Source organism: Luteibacter jiangsuensis (assembly GCF_011742555.1).
Lineage (GTDB): Bacteria > Pseudomonadota > Gammaproteobacteria > Xanthomonadales > Rhodanobacteraceae > Luteibacter > Luteibacter jiangsuensis.
In genome coordinates this window covers 94,611-115,025 of the sequence record NZ_JAAQQR010000004.1, presented here as the reverse complement: position 1 = coordinate 115,025, position 20,415 = coordinate 94,611, and the positions used below count along the sequence as shown (strand labels likewise).

Here is a 20,415-nt window from a genome sequence, read left to right as displayed (position 1 = left end):
AAAAGGCAGCGCGGTGAGTGAGGAAATCCTGATCAATGTCACACCGCGTGAGACGCGTGTGGCCATCGTCGAAAACGGCATGCTCCAGGAAGTGCACGTGGAACGCGCCCAGAAGCGCGGTTACGTGGGCAACGTCTACAAGGGGCGTGTGCAGCGCGTCATGCCCGGCATGCAGGCCGTCTTCGTCGAGATCGGTCTGGAGCGGGCCGCGTTCCTGCACGCGTCCGACATCGTGCGTCCGTCGCTGCCGCCCACGGATGCGCCGGTCGAGGGCAAGGGCAACGGGCATGGCCCGGTGCCGCCCATCTCCGAACTGGTGCACGAGGGCCAGGAAATCGTGGTGCAGGTGGTAAAGGATCCCATCGGCAGCAAGGGAGCCCGCCTGTCCACACATCTGTCGATCCCTTCCCGCTACCTCGTCCTGCTGCCGCATTCGCGCACGTTGGGCGTGTCGGTTCGCATCGAAGACGAAGCCGAGCGGCAACGCCTGAAGGACATCATCCTTCCGCTGATCGGCGAGAACCATCTCGGCTACATCGTGCGCACGAACGCGGAAGGCCAGTCGGAAGAATCCCTGGCCTTCGACGTGACCTACCTCGGCAAGGTGTGGCGCGTGGTGCAGGAGAACATCCAGAAAGCGAAGGTGGGCGAACGCGTCTACGAGGAGCTGTCGCTCCCGCTGCGTTCATTGCGCGATTCGCTCAACGACGGCATCGAGAAGGTGCGCGTGGACTCGCGCGAAACCTACGAAAAAACCGTGAAGTTCGTGCACAAGTTCATGCCGGTGCTCTCCGACCGCATCGAGCATTACGCGGGCGAACGGCCGATCTTCGACCTCTACGGCGTGGAAGACGAGATCCAGCGCGCATTGCGGAAGGAAGTGCCGCTGAAGTCGGGTGGCTACCTCATCGTCGATCAGACCGAGGCGATGACCACCATCGACGTGAACACCGGCGGCTACCTCGGCAGTCGCAATCTCGAGGAAACCGTGTACCGCACGAACCTCGAAGCCGCGCAGGCGGCGGCGCGCCAGCTTCGCCTGCGCAACCTCGGCGGCATCGTCATCATCGATTTCATCGACATGACCGACGACGAGCACAAGCGACAGGTGCTGCGCATGCTGGAGAAAGGTCTGGCAAAAGACCACGCGAAGACCACCGTCTATCCCATGTCGGCGCTCGGCCTCGTGGAAATGACACGCAAGCGCACCACGGAAAGTCTGGAGCGGCAGCTGTGCGAGCCGTGCCCCGCGTGCAGCGGCAGGGGCACGCTGAAGACGGCCGAAACCGTCATCTACGAGATATTCCGCGAGATCACCCGCGCGGTGCGTCAGTTCAACGCGCAGAAACTCCTGGTGATGGCCAGCCCCAAGGTGGTCGGCCGCATCCTGGAGGAGGAATCGGCAGCCGTCGCCGAACTCGAGGAATTCATCGCCAAGAGCATCCGCTTCCAGGCGGAAGAGCATTACTCGCAGGAACAGTTCGATGTCGTCCTGCTGTAAGAAGCCCTGCCTGTGAGTGCCATCTGGCGCCATCGCGCACGACGCCTGCGATTCGTCTTGCTGGGATTGATCGGAAGCGTGTTGATCGCGTTGGCGATCCTGATGGCGCTCGGCCAATTGTTGCTTCCCCTGGCGGCGCGTTATCCGGAGCGCGTGGCGGCCATGCTCAGCGAGCAGTTGCATCGGCCCGTGCGCTTCGCGTCGCTGGAGGGATTCTGGCGGCCGTCGGGTCCGCTCTTCGTGATGCGCGACGTGACCGTTGCGCCGGAAGGCGGCGGCGAACCGTTGCGCCTGCCCCAGGCCGCGGTGAAACTCGATTTCGGAGCCTTCGTGCTTCCGTCGCGACACCTGATCAACCTGCGCCTCCAGGACCTGCGCCTGGGCCTGCGCCGCGCGGCCGACGGACGCTGGAGCATCGACGGCCTCGGCACCGGCGGCGGCACACAGAAGGTGTCGCTGGGGAATCTCTCGGCCGATCTGTGGCTGTCCAACCTGCGCCTCGACATCGCCGACGAAACCACGCACCGCAATTACGGGCTCGTTGCCGACCGCCTGCAGATCAGCCTGCGCGGCCAGGCCATCCGCTTCGGCGGCACGCTGCGGCGCGAACACACGGCAGGCCTGCTCACCGCATCCGGCACGTTCGCCGAGGACGGTTCCAGCGGGCGCATCTACGTGAAAGGCGCCGATGTCGATTTCGCGGGCCTGACCAGCGACTTCGCCGTCAACGGCTACGCGCTCGCCGCCGGCAAGGGCAGCTTCGAGACCTGGCTCGACTGGCGCGATGCGCGCGTCGTGCGCGCCACCTGGCGCGTGGATCTCGACAACCTCGCCGTGCGCGGTCCGGCGCGTACGGTGCACACCGCCGGCCTGCACGGCATCGTCGACCTGCATCGCACCGAAGGCGGCCAGCGGATCGACTGGGCGGGACGCGACGGCAGCGACCTCGCACTGGTGCTCCGGCAAAACGCTGGCCGTACCGACGGTGTCCTGGTCGGACGAAAGCTCGAGCTTGCGCCCCTGCTTCCCTGGGCGGGCATCTTTCCCCAGGTGACGCCGGCGCTGGCGCGCTGGTTTGGCGAGGGGCATCCGCGTGGCCGCTTCGATCAGGCGCGGGTGGAGTGGAACTCCGAATCCGGCATGTCGTTCGCGCACGCGTCGTTCTCCGGCCTGGGCATCGACGCCAGTGACAGCCTGCCCGGCGTGTCCGCGCTGAGCGGCGAACTGTTCGGCGACGGCGAAGCACTCGCACTCAGCCTTCCGGCGCAGGCGACCACGATCGATGCGACCGGCATATTCCGCAAGCCGTTCCAGATGTCCTCCCTGGGCGGCGAGATCGCTGCGTATCGCGACGACGACGGATGGCATGTGGGCGTGGATCCTCTCGATTTCCGTGGCGAGGGCTACGGCGGCCAGGCGCGGGGCGAATTGGTGTTGCCCAACGCGGATACCGGCCCCTTCATGGACATGTACGTGGCGCTGGGCGAAGGCGAGGTTCCCGCGGCAAAACTGTTCTGGCCGATCCACTCGATGTCCGAAGGCGCACAGAACTGGCTCAACAACGGCCTCGTGGCCGGACGCATCGCCGGCGGAGCAGCGATACTGCGCGGCAACGTGCGCGAATTCCCCTTCAAGAATCAGGAAGGCCGCTTCGAGGCCCGCGCCGTCATCGAGGACACCGTACTCAACTACGGCAACGGGTGGCCTCGCGCCGAAGGCATTTCGGCGGTCGCGAACTTCATTGGCAACGGCATGTATGTGGAGGCGTCGGCCGGCCATTCCCTCGGCAACGCGGTGAGCGCCGCGTCCGCTGCCATTCCCGACTTCGGCGACGGCATCCTCGACCTGAAGGTGAGCGGCGCCGGTACGGGCAGCAGCTATCTCGACTTCATCAAGAACAGCCCCGTCGCCAGTCACAGCCGTGAGACCCTCGACAAGTTGAAGCTCGGCGGTACCGGCGAGTTCGGCTTCAACCTGCTCATGCCGCTGAAGAGCGCCAAGGATTTCACCCTGCAGGGCAAGGCCACCATCAAGGACGCCGACCTCGTCGCGGACGAGTGGAAACTTCGCCTGGACAAGATCACCGGTCCGATGACCTTCGACGGCACCGGTTTCAGCGCGAAAGGGCTGCGAACCTCGTTCCATGGCCAGCCGGCGCAGCTCGACCTGGCGATCGCCGGCGCCACCGGCGACCCGGCGAAGATCCTCGACGCCTCGCTCGGCGGTGCGTTCACCGTGGGCGAGATGGTCGGCGATTTCGAAAACCTGAAATGGTTGTCCGACGTGGCGAAGGGGCGCGGCAATTTCCGCATCGGTTTCGACCTGCGCAAGACGGGCCAGGGCGATGCCACGGCGCAGACCCTTCGGGTGGAATCCGACCTCAACGGTGTCGAACTCACCATGCCCACGCCGGTGAAAAAGCCCGCCAACGTCGCGACACCGCTTTCCGTGAGCGTCGGTTTGCCGGTGGACGGCGCGAGGCTCGATCTTGCCCTGGGCGACGTGGTGCGCGGCAGGTTGCGCCTGCCGACGAACACCACGCCGATCGCGGCTGCGTTCAACCTGGGCACCGCCGCGCCGACGACGTTGCCTGCGCAGGGTTACCTGATCGGTGGCCACGCGGCAAAGCTGGATGCGTCGGGGTGGGTGCAGTACGTCGTCGGTCTTTCCACCGGGGAGGCCGGACCCGGTCTCTCGGCGCTGGACGTAACGGCCGATGACACTGAGGTGTTCGGCCAGCACTTCGCCAACATGCATATCGTGGCGAAGCCCGGCCCGAGCGAACTGTCGCTGCGCATGGACAGCGAGGCGATGGCTGGACAGATGACGGTGCCGAACGACGAACTCCGCCGGCGCGGCATCACCGCGCGCATGGACCGCTTGTGGTGGCCCGCGGCAGACGATGCCGCCGCTGCGGCGAAGAAGGGCAAGGCCGCGGCCGGTGCGGCAGCCACCACCGCCGCGACCGTCGCCAAAGCCGAGGAGGCGAAGGCGGCCGCAGCCGCCGCGAAGAAGCCGGTCGACACGAACGAAGCCGGCGTGGCGCCTTCCAGCCTGCCTCCGATGCACCTGCAGGTAAGCGACATGCGCCTTGGCAAGGCGCGCCTGGGCGAGGCCCGCCTCGAGACCTGGCCCACCGATGAGGGCATGCACATCGACCAGCTGCGCGCGCAGTCGAAGAACGTGCAAATCACGGCGTCCGGCGACTGGAATGGCGACGAGAAGCGCAGCAGCACCCACCTGACGATGGATTTCGCATCGGAGGACGTGGCCCGCATGTTCGATGCCCTCGGTTTCGCGGGCATCCTGCAGGGCGGCCGTACGTCCGCGCGCCTCGACGCCACGTGGCCCGGCGGCCCGTCGGCCCTGGCGCTCGCCAACATGGACGGCACGCTCTCCGTGGATCTGGCCAATGGCCGCATCCTCGAGGTGCAGCCGGGTGTCGGCCGCCTGTTCGGTCTGGTGTCCGTCACCGAACTGCCGCGACGTCTCGCCCTGGATTTCGGCGACGTGCTGGGCAAGGGCTTCGGCTTCGACTCCATCAAGGGCGATTTCCGCTTTGCCAACGGTAACGCCACCACGCAGAACCTCAAGATTCGCGCGCCCTCGGCCGAGATCACCATCACGGGAAGGGCGGGCCTGAAGGCACGCGATTACGACCAGGAAGTGTTGATCGTGCCGCACGTGGGGAACAGCCTGCCCGTGGTCGGGGCCATTGCGGGAGGGCCGGTCGGCGCCGCCGCGGGCCTGGCCGTGCAGGGCATCCTCGGCAAGGGGCTGAACCAGGCGGCGCGCAAGCGGTATCACGTGACCGGCACCTGGGACAAACCGGTGTTCACCCCGATCGACAAGGGCCAGCCGTCGACCGATCCGGCCGTGCTACCCGCCAAGTAAAAGGGGCATTTCCCTGTGGGAGCCGCTTCAGCGGCGATCCCGCGGCAGCGGGCAAGCCTGAGGCGAGCGCCCATCGCCGCTGAAGCAGCCCCCACAAGGGTTTAAGCTAGCGTGTCCCGGCCCCAGATAAGGGGCCACATCGTTTCCCCAACCGGCAGACTCATGGATTCCTTGATTTCCCTCGCCGAACGTCGCCTCCTCACCCCCGGTGGCCTCAGTGCTTCCGACCTCGATCGCGTGTTTTCCCAGTTGATGGGCCCCTCGATCGACGCGGCCGACCTGTACTTCCAGCATTCGCGCAGCGAGTCCTGGGTGCTGGAGGAAGGCATCGTGAAGGACGGAAGCCACTCGATCGAACAGGGTGTCGGCGTACGGGCCATTTCCGGAGAGAAAACCGGCTTCTCCTATTCCGACGAAATCGTGCTGCCGCAATTGCTCGAGGCATCGCGCGCCGCGCGCGCCATCGCGCAGGGCGGCGCGGGCGCCGGCAAGCCGCTTTCCCTCGCGACCGGGCGTGGCCTGTATCCCGCCATCGATCCCGTGGAGAGCCTGCCGAACGAGGACAAGATCGCGCTGCTGCGCGAGGTGGACGCATACGCCCGCTCGCGCGACCCGCGCGTAACGCAGGTGGTGGTGAGCCTTGCTGCCACCATGGACACCATCCTCGTTGCCGGTTCCGATGGCACGCTCGCCGCCGACGTGCGCCCGCTCGTGCGCCTCAACGTCCAGGTGATCGCCGAGCAGAACGGCCGCCGCGAGCAAGGACATGCCGGCGGCGGTGGCCGTTACGGCTATCGCGAACTCATCGAGAACGGCCGCGCGCACGCCTTCGCGGCGGAGGCCGTGCGTCAGGCGCTGGTGAACCTCGAAGCGGTGGATGCGCCTGCCGGCAGCATGAGTGTGGTGCTGGGCCCGGGCTGGCCGGGCATCCTCCTGCACGAGGCGATTGGCCACGGCCTCGAAGGCGACTTCAACCGCAAGGGCAGCTCGGCGTTCGCGGGCCGCATCGGCCAACGCGTGGCCGCCGAGGGCGTCACGGTCGTGGACGACGGCACCCTGCCGGGCCGTCGCGGCTCCTTGAGCATCGACGACGAAGGCACGCCGACGGAGTGCACCACGCTGATCGAGAACGGCATCCTCAAGGGTTACATGCAGGACAAGCTCAACGCGCGCCTCATGGGCGTGAAGCCCACCGGCAACGGCCGCCGCGAGTCGTTCGCGCAGTTGCCGATGCCGCGCATGACGAACACCTACATGCTGGCGGGCGACCGCGATCCCGAAGAGATCCTGCGTTCGGTGAAGCGTGGCCTTTACGCCGTGAACTTCGGCGGTGGTCAGGTCGACATCACGAACGGCAAGTTCGTGTTCTCGGCAAGTGAGGCCTATCTCATCGAGGACGGCAAGATCACGCGTCCCGTGAAGGGCGCCACGCTCGTGGGCTCCGGCCCCGACGTGCTCACGCGCGTGTCCATGATCGGCAACGACCTGGCCCTCGACGAAGGCGTGGGCGTTTGTGGCAAGGACGGACAAAGCGTGCCCGTGGGCGTGGGCCAGCCCACGCTTCGCGTCGACGGCATGACGGTGGGCGGTACGGCCGCGTAGTCGCCGCGAGTTTCGCGCAGATAAAAAGGATAGCCCGCTTGCGCGGGTTCATGCTTTGCGAAGACTTACGTCGTTCCTTGCGAAAGGAGAGCCGCTACGCGGCTAGTGTCTTATGGCTTCGCCGCGGCGGACCCGGGCGTCCGGGCGGGGGTCTTCGACTCGGCTTCCTGCCTCGGCGAAGACGGCGGGCCGTCCTGGCCCGCCCCCTACGGGCCTTTTCCACCCGGCCACCCTCGACTCCAGACATCGCGGCGAGGGCGATGGCTGCCGGCATCGGACGGTGAGGTGGTTTGTTGTGTATGACGTGGCGCAGCGTTGTTTGCTTGCGTTGCGGTGATCGTCCGCGTTCAAGTCGCTGGGTGCCTGCTTTCGCAGGCACGGCGGTTGGGAAGGGTGAGGCATTGGGATTCGCAGGTTGCTGTCGGAGCCGCCATGGCGGCGAGGAAACCTGGCTCCGGTTCCCGAGAAATACGACTGCCCAATGCTCTCTGTGGGAGCCGGCTACGCCGGCGATCCCGCGGCGGCGGGCACGCTTGCCGCAAGCACCCATCGCCGCTGAAGCGGCTCCCACACAAAGCGAAACGGCTCCCACAAGAGCGCGACGCGACAGTACCGCAGCGCCCCCACCCTACCGTCGTGCCTGCGAAAGCAGGCACCCAGCGCCTCGGTCGGCAAGATGCGAAAGCACACCATCGGCTCGTGCTTCCTCTCCCCACGCGCGCTTTGCTCTCCCAACAACAACCCTCACCGTCCGGGTACTGGCTCTCAAGCCACGGCACAGGCGCCGATGCGAGGCCGAACAGGCGAGCCCCCCTACGAAGCGAACCCATACCCAGATGCAGCACGCCGAACGATTGCGATCAAGTGAGCAGAGGCGAAACGCAGTGACCAGTGACAAACGCCTGCCTCCAACCTCACTCCACCCCCGCCACATTCTTGACGCGTGACGTTCTGCGCACACGGAACCGCCTTCAGTGAGCCGTCGAAACCCGCTCGTTCGCACGTCTTGTCCAAACCTATCCATGCGCCTCCGTGGCACGACAAAACGGAAGCACATCACGGAACGCAACATCGCGTCGTCATTTTGGGGCCCATACCTCGAATTAGTATTGTGAGTGTCATTCCGCAAGTGGATGATCCGCAGCGACGGCGTATGGACGGCTGAACCCGGTAGGCCAGCAGGGGCTCGCACAGACCGGCACCTGGGTGGAAAGTCCACTCATCGCGAAACGTCCGAAAAGCCGGCGCCATGTGCGTCGGCTGTCCGTTCGTGCGCGTTGCGACATCGTCGTCTCCCAACGTGGCCCAATCAGGGGGACCGGATTCAATGAAGCGACATCCCGCAACAGCGCGGAATACGCCAGGGTTGCGCAGGCTATCGAGCCTGCTGGCCCTCGCGTTCCTCGGCGTGACCGCCACGGCCCAGGCCGTGACGCTCGCACCATCGGACCGCCAGGACATCAACCTCGGCGCGCAGCCGTGGAAATACACGAAGCAAGCCATCGTCAATCCGAACGACCCGGTGGTCTACGCGCCGGTACCGAACGGAGACGACGGCGCCGCCGTCAATTTCGACGACAGCAAGTGGCTGACCGTCGGGTTGCCGCACGCGGCCAACGATTTCACCACCTTCATCAACCAGGAATCCGGCGGCGGTCAGGGCAGCCTGGACGGCGAGATCAGCTGGTATCGCACGAAGCTTGCCGATTCCGCGTCTTATCGCGGCAAGAAGGTGATGGTGGAGTTCGAGGGCGCCCACACGGGCGACCGCGTGTACGTCAACGGCCGCTTCATTCCGGGCACGGGCGTGCTCAACCAGCCCGGCCAGCCCGACGCGGAGGCCACGCACGTCATCGGCTTCCTGCCGCATATCGTCGACCTCACGCCTTACCTGAAATTCGACGGCACCGACGTGCTGGCGGTGAAGGTGAGCCGCAGCGGCGGCGGATTCTTCGAAGATCCCGGTTTCTCCGGTTCCTTCCGCTTCGGTCAGGCGGAGGCCGGCATCTTCCGTCCGGTAAAGCTGCACGTGACGAATCTCGTGCATATTCCGGAGAACGTCTACGCCGGCCAGAACACCTGGGGCACCTACGTGGGCACCCAGGCGATCAGCGCCGACCACACGCAGGCCACCGTCCGCGTGCAGACCAATGTGGTCAATGAGACCGACGCGCCGCAGACGGTGACGCTGACCACGCAGATCGTGGACGCCGACGGCAATCTCGTTGCCAGCGACCAGCGGCAGGGCACGCTCGCGCCGCACGTGATTCCCTCCGACCAGACACCCGTGTTCGACGAGACGCTGACGGTCAACCATCCGACGCTCTGGTATCCGAACAACAGCCTGGACGGCAAGCCGTACCTCTACAAGGTGCTGCACACCGTCAGCATCGACGGCACCGTGGTGGACGCGAAGCAGAGCGCGCTCGGCATTCGCACGATCACCTGGGACAAGGACTTCCCGTACATCAACGGCAAGAAGCAGTACATGTGGGGTGGCTCGGGACGCTACGACTATCCGGGCCTCGGTTCGTCCGTGCCCGAGGAACAGCAGTGGCGTGACCTCAAGCAGATGGCGGCGGCCGGCGGGAACCTGTGGCGCCCGGGTCATTCGCCGTCCAGCCCCGAATTCGTCGAGGCCGCCGACGCCCTCGGCGTCTTCATCGTGCAGCCCAGCGGTGACGGCGAGAACGGCTTCGCGAATGCCTGCACCGCCGGCGACCAGGCGTGCAAGGACATGTGGACGATCAAGCGCGAGGTCCATCGCGACATCGTGATCCGCGACCGCAGCCATCCGTCCATCCTGGCGTGGGAACACGACAACGGCGCGATGAACACCGCCTTCGCGCAGGAACTGCGCGCCATGGCGCGCAGCTGGGACGCCATCGCTCCCCGCGCGGCGGCCGACCGCACGCCCAATGCCGCCAACGGCGACATCCTGAGCTGCTCGAAGGCCGGTTGCGAAACCTACCTGCACTCCACCGAGTATCCGAACAAGCCCGCGTGGGGTGCGGAGTACTGGGGCCCGGGCACGCTGCGCCATTCGTACGACTACGAACTGGCCTTCGCGCTCAACTACCTCGTGCCGTACTCGCAGGCGCGCAAGGTCGGCACGTTCGGCATGGCACAGTGGTACTTCGCCGATACCCCAGGCGAGACCATCGAGCTCGTGGAAGGCCTGGAGGACGCCACGCACTGGGTCTACCAGCGCAACCCGGACGGAAGCATCGCCACGCGGGCCGACGGCACGCCGATCAAGGGTTTCCGTCACAACGCGCGCGGCAACAATGCGTCGATGACCGACGCGAACCGTTTCCCGCGCATGCTCTATTACATCTATGAGTCCGTGTGGGTGCCGTACGACTTGCGCCCGGTGGTGAAGTTGGCGCACACCTGGAACCGCTCCGGCGACATCCAGGTGAATGCGTTCAGCAACTGCCCGAAGGTGCGCTTGCTCGTCAACGGCGTGCAGCAGGGCACCGATCAGGTGCCGAACACCTGGGACACGATCGACGAGGCCTCGTACAACGCCGAGAACGGTGACACGGACCACCTCACCGGCAAGATCGTGGGTGCCGACAAGGCGCAGAAGACCACGAAGCTTCCGGGTCAGGTGCACTGGAACGTCACCTGGCAGCCGGGCCAGGCCGTGGCCCAGTGCATCGACAACCTCGGCAACGTGCGCACCGACGCCAACGGCGCGAACGTGGAAGACACGCTGACGACGGCCGGCGCTGCGCACCACATCGAGCTCGAAGTGGTGAACACGGCCGATCCGATCGTGAAGCCCGACGGCACCCGCTTCCAGATCACGGCAAACGGCTCGGATGCTGCCTTCATCGTGGCCAAGGTGGTCGACGCCAACGGCGTGGTCGTACCGTACGCCGCGCAGAAGGTCGATTTCGAAGTCGACAGTGGCGCGTCGCTGGTCAGCTTCAACGGCGGTACGCAGCAGTACGTCGATTACAGCGACGGCGAAACACCGGATCCGAACGGCGGCATCGCGGAGCCGCACCACTACTATCACTCGCCGGGTTCGCATGAGCTTCAGTTCGAGGGTGGCCTGCAGAAGATCGCGCTGCGCACGAAGTTCGAGACCGGCACGGTCACCGTGAGCGCGTCGGCTCCGGGTCTGCTCACGGGGCACACCTCGTTCGCGATCTCGGCCGTCCCGCAGGCACCCACGCCTTCAGGTCCGCCCTCGGTGATCGCCAACCCGGTCGACGACAGCGTCACCGCGGGCGATGCAGGTCACTTCTCCGTGACGGCATCCGGTGCACAGCCGCTCAGCTTCACCTGGAAGAAGGATGGCGTGGAGATTCCGGGCGCCACGAGCGCGAGCTACACCACGCCTGCCACGAGCCTTGCCGACGACGGCGCGAAGTTCAGCGTCGTGGTGCACGGCCAGGGCCCCGACCAGGAGTCGGCACCCGCGGTGCTGCATGTGTTCGCGTTCAAGCCGATAGCGATTTCCAGCCAGCCGCAGGCGCAGAACGTCGACGAAGGCCAGACGGCACACTTCGCGGTCGTGGCGTCCGGTTCGCCGAAGGTGCAGTACAAGTGGATGAAGGATGGCGTGGCCATCCCGAATGCCACGGGCCCGGTTTACGACACGCCCGTGCTCACCCAGGCCGATAGCGGCAAGAAGTACTCGGTGTTCATCAGCAACTCGGGCAGCCAGCAGCTCTCCAGCGAGGTGCTGCTTACCGTGAACGCGGCGCGTCCGCCGGTCTTCACCGGTGCCATGGGCGACGTCCGCGCGAATCCGGGCCAGCCCGCGACGTTCGATGTGTCGACGCTGGTGGCGGGTACCTCGCCGTACCATTACAAGTGGTCGCACAACGGGCAGCCGGTAGGCGATGACCAGCCCATCTTTACCATCCCCTCGGTACAGCAGGCGGATGTGGGCACCTACAGCGTCACGGTGACGAACATCACCGGCGATGCGGCGGGTGTCACCGCCTCCGCGAAACTGACCCTCGCTCCGCCGGGCGCGAACCTGGCCCGTCAGAAGGGCACGCTCGCCAGCGAGGTGGAGAACCCGCAGGGCACGGCAGCCTGGCAGGCCGTGGACGGCAATGAGAACACGCGCTGGGGCTCCAAGATCGGCGACGACAATGCGTTCATCACGGTCGATCTCGGTTCGTCGCGCGTCTTCAATCGCGTCGTGCTGAAGTGGGAGAACGCCCATGCCGCCGAGTACAAGATCCAGTACTCGGACAGCCCGGATTCCGGGTTCCAGGACGCGTACCACGCGGAAACGAGCAACGGCGGTACCGAAGACTTCACCTTCGAGCATCCGGTGAAGGGCCGTTACGTGCGCATGCAGGGCATCAAGCGTGCGACCGATTACGGGTATTCGCTGTACGAGTTCGAGGTGTACGACTCGGCCGGGTGCTGCTCGTCGACCGACCGCTACACGACATCCAGCGGTTCCAACCGGGTGACCGACACACTGAGCGGCCTGCAATGGGACCGCACCCAGCGCGGCTTCACCGATCAGGGCGCGCAGTTCACCCAGTCGGTGGCGATTCGCGAGTGCGCGAAGGACGGCATGCGCCTGCCCACCGTGGACGAAGCCCTGGCGATCAGCGGACAGAACTATTCGACCGCGGCATTCCCGGGCGCATGGACGACGTGGACTGAAGGGCAGGACCCGAACGACCCCCAGTTCGCCTTCCAGGTGAATTCGCTCGGCGTGAAGAGCCGTGAAGTGGCCGAGAACAATCCGGGCCACGTGCTGTGCGTGCTCGGCACCAAGGCGATCGCGCCGGCGATCACGGCACAGCCCACCAACCAGAAAGCCGGCGTGGGACGTTCCGCGCACTTCGCCGTGACGGCCACGGGCGTCGGCCCGCTCAGCTATGACTGGTACACCGTCAGCAAGAACGCCGATAACGCCGATGTCGAGTCGTTCCTCTCCAGCACGGCGGACGGCGCCTATGCCACGCCTGCCCTGGTGGCGGCGGATAACGGCACGCGTCTCCGTGTGAAAGTGGTGAGCGCCCAGGGGCTTTCGACCACCAGCGACGACTTCATGCTGGCGGTCGACAACTCCACGGACGGCTTCGATCCCGTGTTCGGCACGGTGCCGGTGCAGCAGCCGGGTAATGGCGACAACGGTGGCGACAACGGCGGCGGCAACCCGCCCAGCCCCGGTACGCCGGGCGATGGCAAGGGCGGCGTGAACATCGCCATCGGTGCCACCGCATCGTCGTCCGTGGACCCCGAGCGTGGCGACCTGAGCGCCTCGGCGGCCATCGACGGCAATTTCGACACCCGCTGGAGTTCGAAGCCGGGGGTCGATCCCGCCGATCTCGTCGTCAATTTCGGTTCGCCCAAGACGTTCGACCACGTGATCATGCGCTGGGAGAATGCCTATTCCGCCGAGTACACGATCGACGTCTCGGACGACGGAGCGCACTGGAACACGGTGGTGGGACCGGTTGCGGGCAAGGGCGGCGTGGACACGCAAACCTTCCCGGTTCAGACCGCACAGTACGTGCGCATGAACAGCACCAAGCGTCTCACCGACTATGGCAACTCGATGTTCGAGTTCGAGGTGTACGCCGCGGTCGCGACGCAGCCGCAGCAGCCGGTGACCGACCAGCCGCAGGAAACGCAGCCGCAGCAGCCGGACCAGACCGTGCCCGCCACGGGCAACCTGGCCCTGCATCGCACCGTGCTCGCGTCGGACAGCGAGAATCCGGTGGCCTTCAGGCCGGAGAACGTGAACGACGGCGATGCCGGCACGCGTTGGTCCTCGGGCTTCACGGACGACCAGTGGATCCAGGTGGATCTGGGCTCCGTGCAGACCATCGGCAAGGTGGTGCTGTCCTGGGAGAACGCGCATGCGCTCGCCTATCGGATCGACGTGTCCATCGACGGCAAGACCTGGAACGTCGCGTACGACAACGAGAACGGGCAGGGCGGCGTCGAAACCGTGACGTTCCCGGCGGTCTCGGCACAGTACGTGCGGATGACCGGCCTCAAGCGCTCCACCCCCTATGGCTATTCGCTGTGGGAGATGGGCGTGTACGCCGCCGACACGAACGACGGCACGACGCCGCCGGACAATCCGCAGGCCAACGATCCGTCCCAGGGCTTCGATTACGTCACCTATCCGGGTTTCATCGGCACGCAACTGCGTAACACCACCAACGGCAAGTGGCGCGACGACCAGATCTTCGTTGCCGTCATCGGCCGCGACCCGGCGACCCAGGTGTTCTCGTGGGTGAAGCCGGACGGCACGCTGACGGCCGCATCGGAAGCGGACAACGACGGCCCCGGCCACCTGACCAAGAACGGCCAGAACTACCCGAACTACTTCTTCACGCTGGCGCAGGCGAAGGTGCTCAAGCTGCCGAAGATGGATTCGGGCCGGATCTTCGTCTCGGTCGGTGAACCGATGTACATCAAGATCCTGAAGGCCGCCGACGGTTCGATCGGTTTTGCGGGCCCCAATCCGCTGAACGCGACCGATCCGAACATCGACGTGCACTACGACTGGTATGAGTTCACCTGGAACGACAACGCCATCTTCATCAACACGACGCAGGTCGATCAGTTCTCGATCCCGCTGTCGCTCGATGTGTATGGCGGTGACAAGACCAGGCACGAGTCGTCGGGCATCACGCAGACGCGTGCGCAGATCTTCGCCCAGTACAACCAGGAGGTTCCGGCCGAGTTCCAGCTCACCGAGGCCGATCCGATCCGCATCCTGGCACCGGGCAAGGCCGCGTTCGACACAGGCAAGCCGCAGGAGCACTACTTCGACGACTACATCGACCAGTCGTGGGCTTACTATGAAAGCCACGTGCTGGAGATGACCATCGGCAACAAGCAGTTCGAAGGCACCGTGATCGACGGCGTGCTGACCTTCACCCATACCAACTGGGCCGATACGCACGAGCCGGACGAGCCGCAGGGCATGCTCTTCAGGGTCGGCAAGCCCAGCACGCAGGACGTGCTCGAAGGCAAGGGCACGCTGGCCCGGTCGAACGACCCGTGGGGAGTGGAAGGGCAGCTCGAAGCCCAGATCTGCGCGGCGTTCAATCGCCACGTGATGGAAGACACCACGCTGTGGAAGGACCCCGGTTCGTTCTACACGCAGTCGCCGGCGAACTACTACTCGCGCTTCTGGCACCTGCACGGCGTGAATGGCAAGGCCTACGGTTTCGCGTACGACGATGTTTCCGACCAGAGCTCGACCTTGATCGAGACACAGCCGGAACACCTCGAACTCGGTATCGGCTGGTAAGACTCACGTAGCAAGGAAAACGAAGAAGGGCGGTGGAGCGATCCACCGCCCTTCTTCGTGGGCCATACACGTTGCCGGACTCCTGTGGGAGCCGCTTCAGCTGCGATGGGTGCTCGCTAGAGTGCCCGCTGCCGCGGGATCGCCGGCATAGCCGGCTCCCACATAAAGCCGCAGCGATCTCCCTTGGGCCGCGGCACCTAGTCGGCGGAAGATGCCACCTCGAGTTCCTTCAATATCCGATAGATCTCCCGGAACGCGTGCAACGGCTTGTTCGCCTCGCGTTCCGCTTTCGCCTGGCGAACCAGCGAGCGCAGGTGTTGACGGTCCAGATCGGGGTGCTTGTCGAACAGTTCGCCCAGCGCGGTATCGCCGCCTTCCAGCAGTTTCTCGCGCGCGGCCTCCAGGCGGTGCATGTGCGCCGCTTCCTGACGCTGCCGGTCGCGGTCCTCGCCGAGCGCGGCCCGGGCGTCCACGAAGGCCTCGTCGCCGTGCCTGCGCATCTGCTTGGCGAGGTAGGCGAGCTGGCGCTTGCGGGCAATGTGCGAGGTGACCTTCCGCGTGCGGCCGATCTCGTCGACGATGTCCTCGGGCAGGTTCAGCTTGGGAATGCGCGTTGGCGGCAACTCCACGAGCTGGCCGGCGAGCTTCAGGATGTCCAGCGCGTTGCGGCGCTTTTCGCTGCGGCTGGGGCCGAAGTCCTCTTCGTCGTCTTGCGGGCGGTCGTCGAAAGGCTTCATGGCATGGCATCCGTGATGGACTGGAAATCGTCGGCTTCGCGTTCGAAGGCGAAGCGGGGCATGGTCTTGCCGTCGCGCTCGACCGTTTCGGCGAACATGGCGGCGGGACGGACCCAGAGCCGGCGCTGGTCGTAAAGGTCCTGGTAGATCACCAGTTCCTCCATCGTCTCGCTGTGCAGGGCGCTTCCCAGCACACGGTAGGGCATGCCCTTGAAGTGGCGGTAGTAGCCGACACGGACGCTCATTAGGGTTTCCATGGCACCATGGGCGGTGCCCTTTGCTTTTTATCGGGCAACGCGGCCCCCACTTGCAGGGGATCGGCCGCGTACGGCCCGATATTCTAACCGCCCAAGCCCCAGGACGCCCACGTGAGCCAAGTTGTGACCCCCGACACCAGCCACCAGGACCTCGACCGCCTCGCCGAACTGGCCGAGGAGACGATCCGGCGGGCCCGCGCCGCCGGGGCCAGCCAGGCGGAGGTGTCGGCCAGCATCGACGTGGGCCTCAATGTGAACGTGCGCCTGGGCGAGGTGGAGACGGTAGAGCGCACGCGCGATCGCGGCTTCTCCCTCACCGTGTATTTCGGCGGGCGCAAGGGCTCCGCGAGCACGGCCGACCTGAATCCCGATTCGATCCAGGCCACCATCGACCAGGCCTGCGCGATCGCCAGGTTCACCGAGGAAGACCCGGCCTCCGGGCTGGCCGACGCCGAGCGCATGGCCACGTCGTTTCCGGACCTCGATCTGTGGCATCCCTGGGATCTGGATGTGGACGACGCCATCGCGCTCGGGCGCGACATCGAGGACGCCGGCCGCGCGGTCGCGGGCATCACGAATTCCGACGGCGCCAGCGTGAATGCCGGCCAGAGCGTCTCCGTCTACGCCAATTCCCACGGCTTCGTGGGGCGGGAACGCGGCACGCGGCACTCCCTGTCCGTGGCGCTGATTGCCGGCGACGACGATGGCATGCAGCGCGACTACTGGTACGACAGCGTGCGGCACGCCGGCGACTTCATGGGCGCGGCCGACATCGGCCGCAAGGCGGCGGAGCGCACGCTCGCCCGGCTGGGCGCTCGCCGCCTGGGTACCCGCCAGGCGCCGGTGCTGTTCGCGCCGGAAGTGGCCCGCTCGCTGCTCGGCCACCTGCTAGGGGCCGTGAGCGGCGGTTCGCTGTACCGGCGCTCGAGCTTCCTCGTGGACCACGTGGGCAAGCAGATCCTTCCCTCATGGTTCCGCATCGACGAGAAACCGCTGATTCCGCGAGGCCATGGTTCCTCGGTCTTCGACGCCGAAGGCGTGGCGACCGTGGATTCGCCTCTGGTCGTCGATGGCGTGCTGCAGCGCTACATCCTGGGCAGCTATTCCGCACGCAAACTCGGCCTCTCGTCCACGGGTAACGCCGGCGGCGTGCACAACCTCTTTGTGAAGACCGGCGACGACGATTTTGCCGGCATGCTGCGCAAACTCGGCACCGGCCTGCTGGTGACCGAGGTGATGGGGCAGGGTGTGTCCATCGTCACCGGCGACTATTCGCGCGGCGCGTCGGGCTTCTGGGTGGAGAACGGCCAGATCGCCTATCCGGTCGAGGAAATCACCATCGCGGCCAACCTGCGCGATATGTACGCGAACCTCGTGGCGGTCGGATCGGACGTGGACCGCCGCTCGCACGTGCTTACTGGGTCGTGGCTGGTGGAGAAAATGACCATCGCGGGCGAATAAGCGCAAGGCGGGAACGCGCTGTAGAAGCCGCTATGGCGGCGAGCAACCGGCGTCACGGCATCGTCGCTTTGTGTGGGAGCCGCTTCAGCGGCGATGGGTGCTCGCGGCACGCTTGCCCGCTGCCGCGGGATCGCCGGCACAGCCGGCTCCCACAGTTCGTCTTCCCTGTGCCAAACGTCGGCTTGACACCAGCTCGGACGCACGGGACAGTTGAGCCCGACATCGTCCACGGAGTTCCGCCATGAGCACGCCGTCCGACCAGATCCCGCCGTCGCCGCCCCCCTACGAGCCCACCGGCCCTGTAGCGACAAACAACGACGACAAGAACATCGCGATGCTCACCCATCTCTCGGGCATCATCTTCAGCATCATCGTGCCGCTCATCGTCTGGCTGGTGCACAAGGACCGCACCGACAAGACCTATCTGGTCGGCGAGGCCAAGGAAGCCCTGAACTTCCAGATCACCGTGCTCATCGGCTACGTGATCTGCTGGGTGCTCGCGTTCGTCATCATCGGTGCGTTCCTCACGCCCCTCCTGTGGCTGTTCAACCTGATCTTCTGCATCATCGCGGCGGTTCGCGTCAGTTCGGACGGCAGCTATCGCTATCCGTTCACGCTGCGCCTGATTTCCTGAGCCCACCGGTTCCGGCGCTGCACGCAGAGGCCCGCTTCGGCGGGCCTCTTTCGTTCTCTCCGCCCGCCGGGCAGGCGCTCAGAGCGAGCGCCCCATGCTGGCCTGCGCCTGCTGCGCGCGCGTCTCCTCCATGATTTGCGCCTGCCGCTGGTCGTACTGCTGGATCTGCTCGATGGCCTGTTCGGGGAGGGGCGGCTCTTTTTCCAGATCGATTAGGGCCGGCCGGGTCCGGACGCCGGTCCCGATGAACTCGATCGTCATCCGGTCCTCGTCCAGGCGCACGTCGAAAAGATTGTCGGCCGTGATCCGGCTGGCATGGCAGGCGGCGGTGAATTCCAGCAGGCGGTCTTCCGAGGCGTCGGGCACGCAGCGCGCCAGCTCGTTGTAGAGCCCGTGCTGGGGATGGTCCGCATGGCGCGGATCGTTCCGGCCGATGGTCGACGACGTGGGAAGGTGCGCCGGCGGCGAGTCCAGGGTCGCTTCTTGCGCCACGTCGTGCGACAGGGTCCGACGTTGTGCGAAGTCGTGCATGGCGGTCGACCACCGGTCGGCGCTGTGTGCCATCGTCGTGTTCATCGACGCGACGACGGACACCTCGCTGCGCCTTTCCGCCCGGTCGAACGGCGCTTCGATGGCCGTGAGCGTGGCGCCGTCCTTGCTGAGTTCGATGCGATCGATGCGCTCAAGGCCGTCGGAGCGGGCGGCGACGACGAGGGCGGCGCTGAGGTTGTCGCTGCGCTGGTCGGGTGTCCGGTCGACCTGTCGGTCGAGGTCATACACATGCGCCTGCGCGTCGCGATACATGCGGTGATCGGGGTGGCTCGGGTCGTCGAGGCGGATGACGGGTACGACGGGCAGCGGTGGCGTCGGCGGTGTCGGCGCTGGACCGGGCATCGCGGGTGCTTCGACGGTTCGCGCTACCTCGGCGGCTTCCGGCAGTGCTGGCAGTGCTTTGGGCGGTTCGGGGGTGACGCGCTGCCAGTCGAACCGGCTGGCCAGAGAGGGATCCACTGCCTCGGCATCTCGGCAGATATCGACGATCTTGCAGTTTGCCAACTCGTCGCGAAGGTTGCGCTGGCCGTCCTTGTCCATGCGCAAGCCGAAGGCGGCGGTGACGCCGTCTGCCTGGAAGATGGTGAACTGCGCCGGATCCGGCGGCACCTCTCGATGCGTGAACAGCGGCCGATCGGTCAGCGCGTTCAGATAGTCGGCCATGCCGTTGAAGGCCAGGGTTTCGAGCCCCGCGTCGTCGTTGCCGCCGCCGACATTGGAATGGCCGCCGGGGAGGGTGGCACTTAAGAAACGGCCGTCGTCGGACCAATCCGGATCGAGGATGGTCTGGTGGGGGAACAACTCGCGCTGCTCGTCGCGGGCAATCTGCGAGAAGCCCGACAGCACGGACTTCGGCAGGCGCGCGTCGTAGTTCTTCGGAAGATTCGTACCGACCGGATCGAACAGTCCGACGGCCTGGGCCACTTCGCCCGGCGGGACGAGGGTGCTCGGCGACTTCACGGTGAGGTTGCCGTGGGCGTCACGCCCGAACTTCAAACCTTCCGGATGGGCGATACCGAACTGATCGACCAGACGCGCCAACCCGGGTACGAGGACGGCGCCTCGGCTGTAGCCGACGCCGACGACGCGAATCTGCGCCTGCGGGTCTTCGCGCTTCCATTGATCCGCTGCCGTCGCAAGATCCCAATAAACTTTCCGTATCTTATCGTCCCACGTGTAAGGATAGGCACCGTCGATAGCGCGGGCGAGCGGATTCTTCTGTGTTCCGATACCTTCGGCATAGCCGACGCGGATTCGATTACTGTGCTCATCAGCAAGTTCGTCGGCTTGCTTCTTCAACTCGCCGATGTTCGTTAGTAATCGATCGTTGTAGGCGCTCTGTCCTGTGCCATCGAACAGGGCGATGAACAGGTACTCGTGCGGCCTGTCACGATGTTGCAGCACCGGCACAGTCTGTTTCGCCTGCTGTTCGCGCATTCGCTCGTAGGCGTCCAAATCGCTCGCGCTGGCCGGGCGAGTCGTACCGCCGGAAAGAAGTTGTCCCATGGCTCACACTC

Annotated in this window: 9 protein-coding genes; 6 read left to right on the top strand and 3 right to left on the bottom strand. The window is 65.8% G+C overall.

Annotation, left to right across the window (positions count from 1 at the left end):
* Window positions 1-13: 13 nt before the first annotated feature.
* The 4 genes from rng (at window position 14) to HBF26_RS10390 (ending at window position 15,257) form a co-directional block, all read left to right on the top strand.
* Window positions 14-1,501 (top strand): ribonuclease G, encoded by a 1,488-nt coding sequence (gene rng / locus HBF26_RS10405; protein WP_167126510.1) that lies wholly within the window; start codon window positions 14-16, stop codon window positions 1,499-1,501.
* A 12-nt stretch (window positions 1,502-1,513) separates the two neighbouring features.
* Window positions 1,514-5,395, top strand: coding sequence for a YhdP family protein (locus HBF26_RS10400; RefSeq protein ID WP_167125741.1), 3,882 nt, complete (start codon window positions 1,514-1,516; stop codon window positions 5,393-5,395).
* A gap of 162 nt (window positions 5,396-5,557) precedes the next feature.
* Window positions 5,558-6,997: a metalloprotease TldD gene (gene tldD / locus HBF26_RS10395; protein ID WP_167125739.1), complete on the top strand. Its 1,440-nt coding sequence runs from the start codon at window positions 5,558-5,560 to the stop codon at window positions 6,995-6,997.
* Between the two features lie 1,366 nt (window positions 6,998-8,363).
* Entirely contained in the window at window positions 8,364-15,257 is a 6,894-nt protein-coding gene (locus tag HBF26_RS10390) for a beta-1,3-glucanase family protein (RefSeq protein ID WP_167125737.1), read from the top strand.
* 197 nt (window positions 15,258-15,454) lie between these two features.
* On the opposite strand, the gene yjgA is transcribed toward HBF26_RS10390, so the two are convergent.
* Together yjgA and HBF26_RS10380 are read right to left on the bottom strand one after the other, a co-directional pair.
* The gene (gene yjgA / locus HBF26_RS10385; RefSeq protein ID WP_167125735.1) at window positions 15,455-15,994 is read right to left on the bottom strand and encodes a ribosome biogenesis factor YjgA; all 540 of its coding nucleotides are present in this window, start codon (window positions 15,992-15,994) and stop codon (window positions 15,455-15,457) included.
* Window positions 15,991-16,239: a DUF1653 domain-containing protein gene (locus HBF26_RS10380; protein ID WP_167125733.1), complete on the bottom strand. Its 249-nt coding sequence runs from the start codon at window positions 16,237-16,239 to the stop codon at window positions 15,991-15,993. The genes yjgA and HBF26_RS10380 overlap by 4 nt, the downstream gene beginning before the upstream one ends.
* A gap of 123 nt (window positions 16,240-16,362) precedes the next feature.
* On the opposite strand from HBF26_RS10380, the gene pmbA reads away from it, so the two are divergent.
* Both pmbA and HBF26_RS10370 read left to right on the top strand, forming a co-directional pair.
* On the top strand, window positions 16,363-17,712 hold the full coding sequence (pmbA, locus tag HBF26_RS10375; RefSeq protein ID WP_167125731.1) for a metalloprotease PmbA: 1,350 nt from the start codon (window positions 16,363-16,365) through the stop codon (window positions 17,710-17,712).
* Window positions 17,713-17,953: 241 nt separating this feature from the next.
* Window positions 17,954-18,346, top strand: coding sequence for a DUF4870 domain-containing protein (locus tag HBF26_RS10370; protein ID WP_167125729.1), 393 nt, complete (start codon window positions 17,954-17,956; stop codon window positions 18,344-18,346).
* A 78-nt stretch (window positions 18,347-18,424) separates the two neighbouring features.
* Here the strand turns inward: HBF26_RS10370 and HBF26_RS10365 are convergent, their stop codons facing one another.
* Window positions 18,425-20,404, bottom strand: coding sequence for a T6SS phospholipase effector Tle1-like catalytic domain-containing protein (locus tag HBF26_RS10365; RefSeq protein ID WP_167125727.1), 1,980 nt, complete (start codon window positions 20,402-20,404; stop codon window positions 18,425-18,427).
* Between the last annotated feature and the right edge of the window lie 11 nt (window positions 20,405-20,415).

Bases quoted from the DNA above. Each gene is read 5' to 3' on its own strand.
- tldD (WP_167125739.1), top strand. From the start codon at position 5,558: ATGGATTCCTTGATTTCCCTCGCCGAACGTCGCCTCCTCACCCCCGGT.
- HBF26_RS10365 (WP_167125727.1), bottom strand. From the start codon at position 20,404: ATGGGACAACTTCTTTCCGGCGGTACGACTCGCCCGGCCAGCGCGAGC.
- HBF26_RS10370 (WP_167125729.1), top strand. From the start codon at position 17,954: ATGAGCACGCCGTCCGACCAGATCCCGCCGTCGCCGCCCCCCTACGAG.
- yjgA (WP_167125735.1), bottom strand. From the start codon at position 15,994: ATGAAGCCTTTCGACGACCGCCCGCAAGACGACGAAGAGGACTTCGGC.
- HBF26_RS10380 (WP_167125733.1), bottom strand. From the start codon at position 16,239: ATGAGCGTCCGTGTCGGCTACTACCGCCACTTCAAGGGCATGCCCTAC.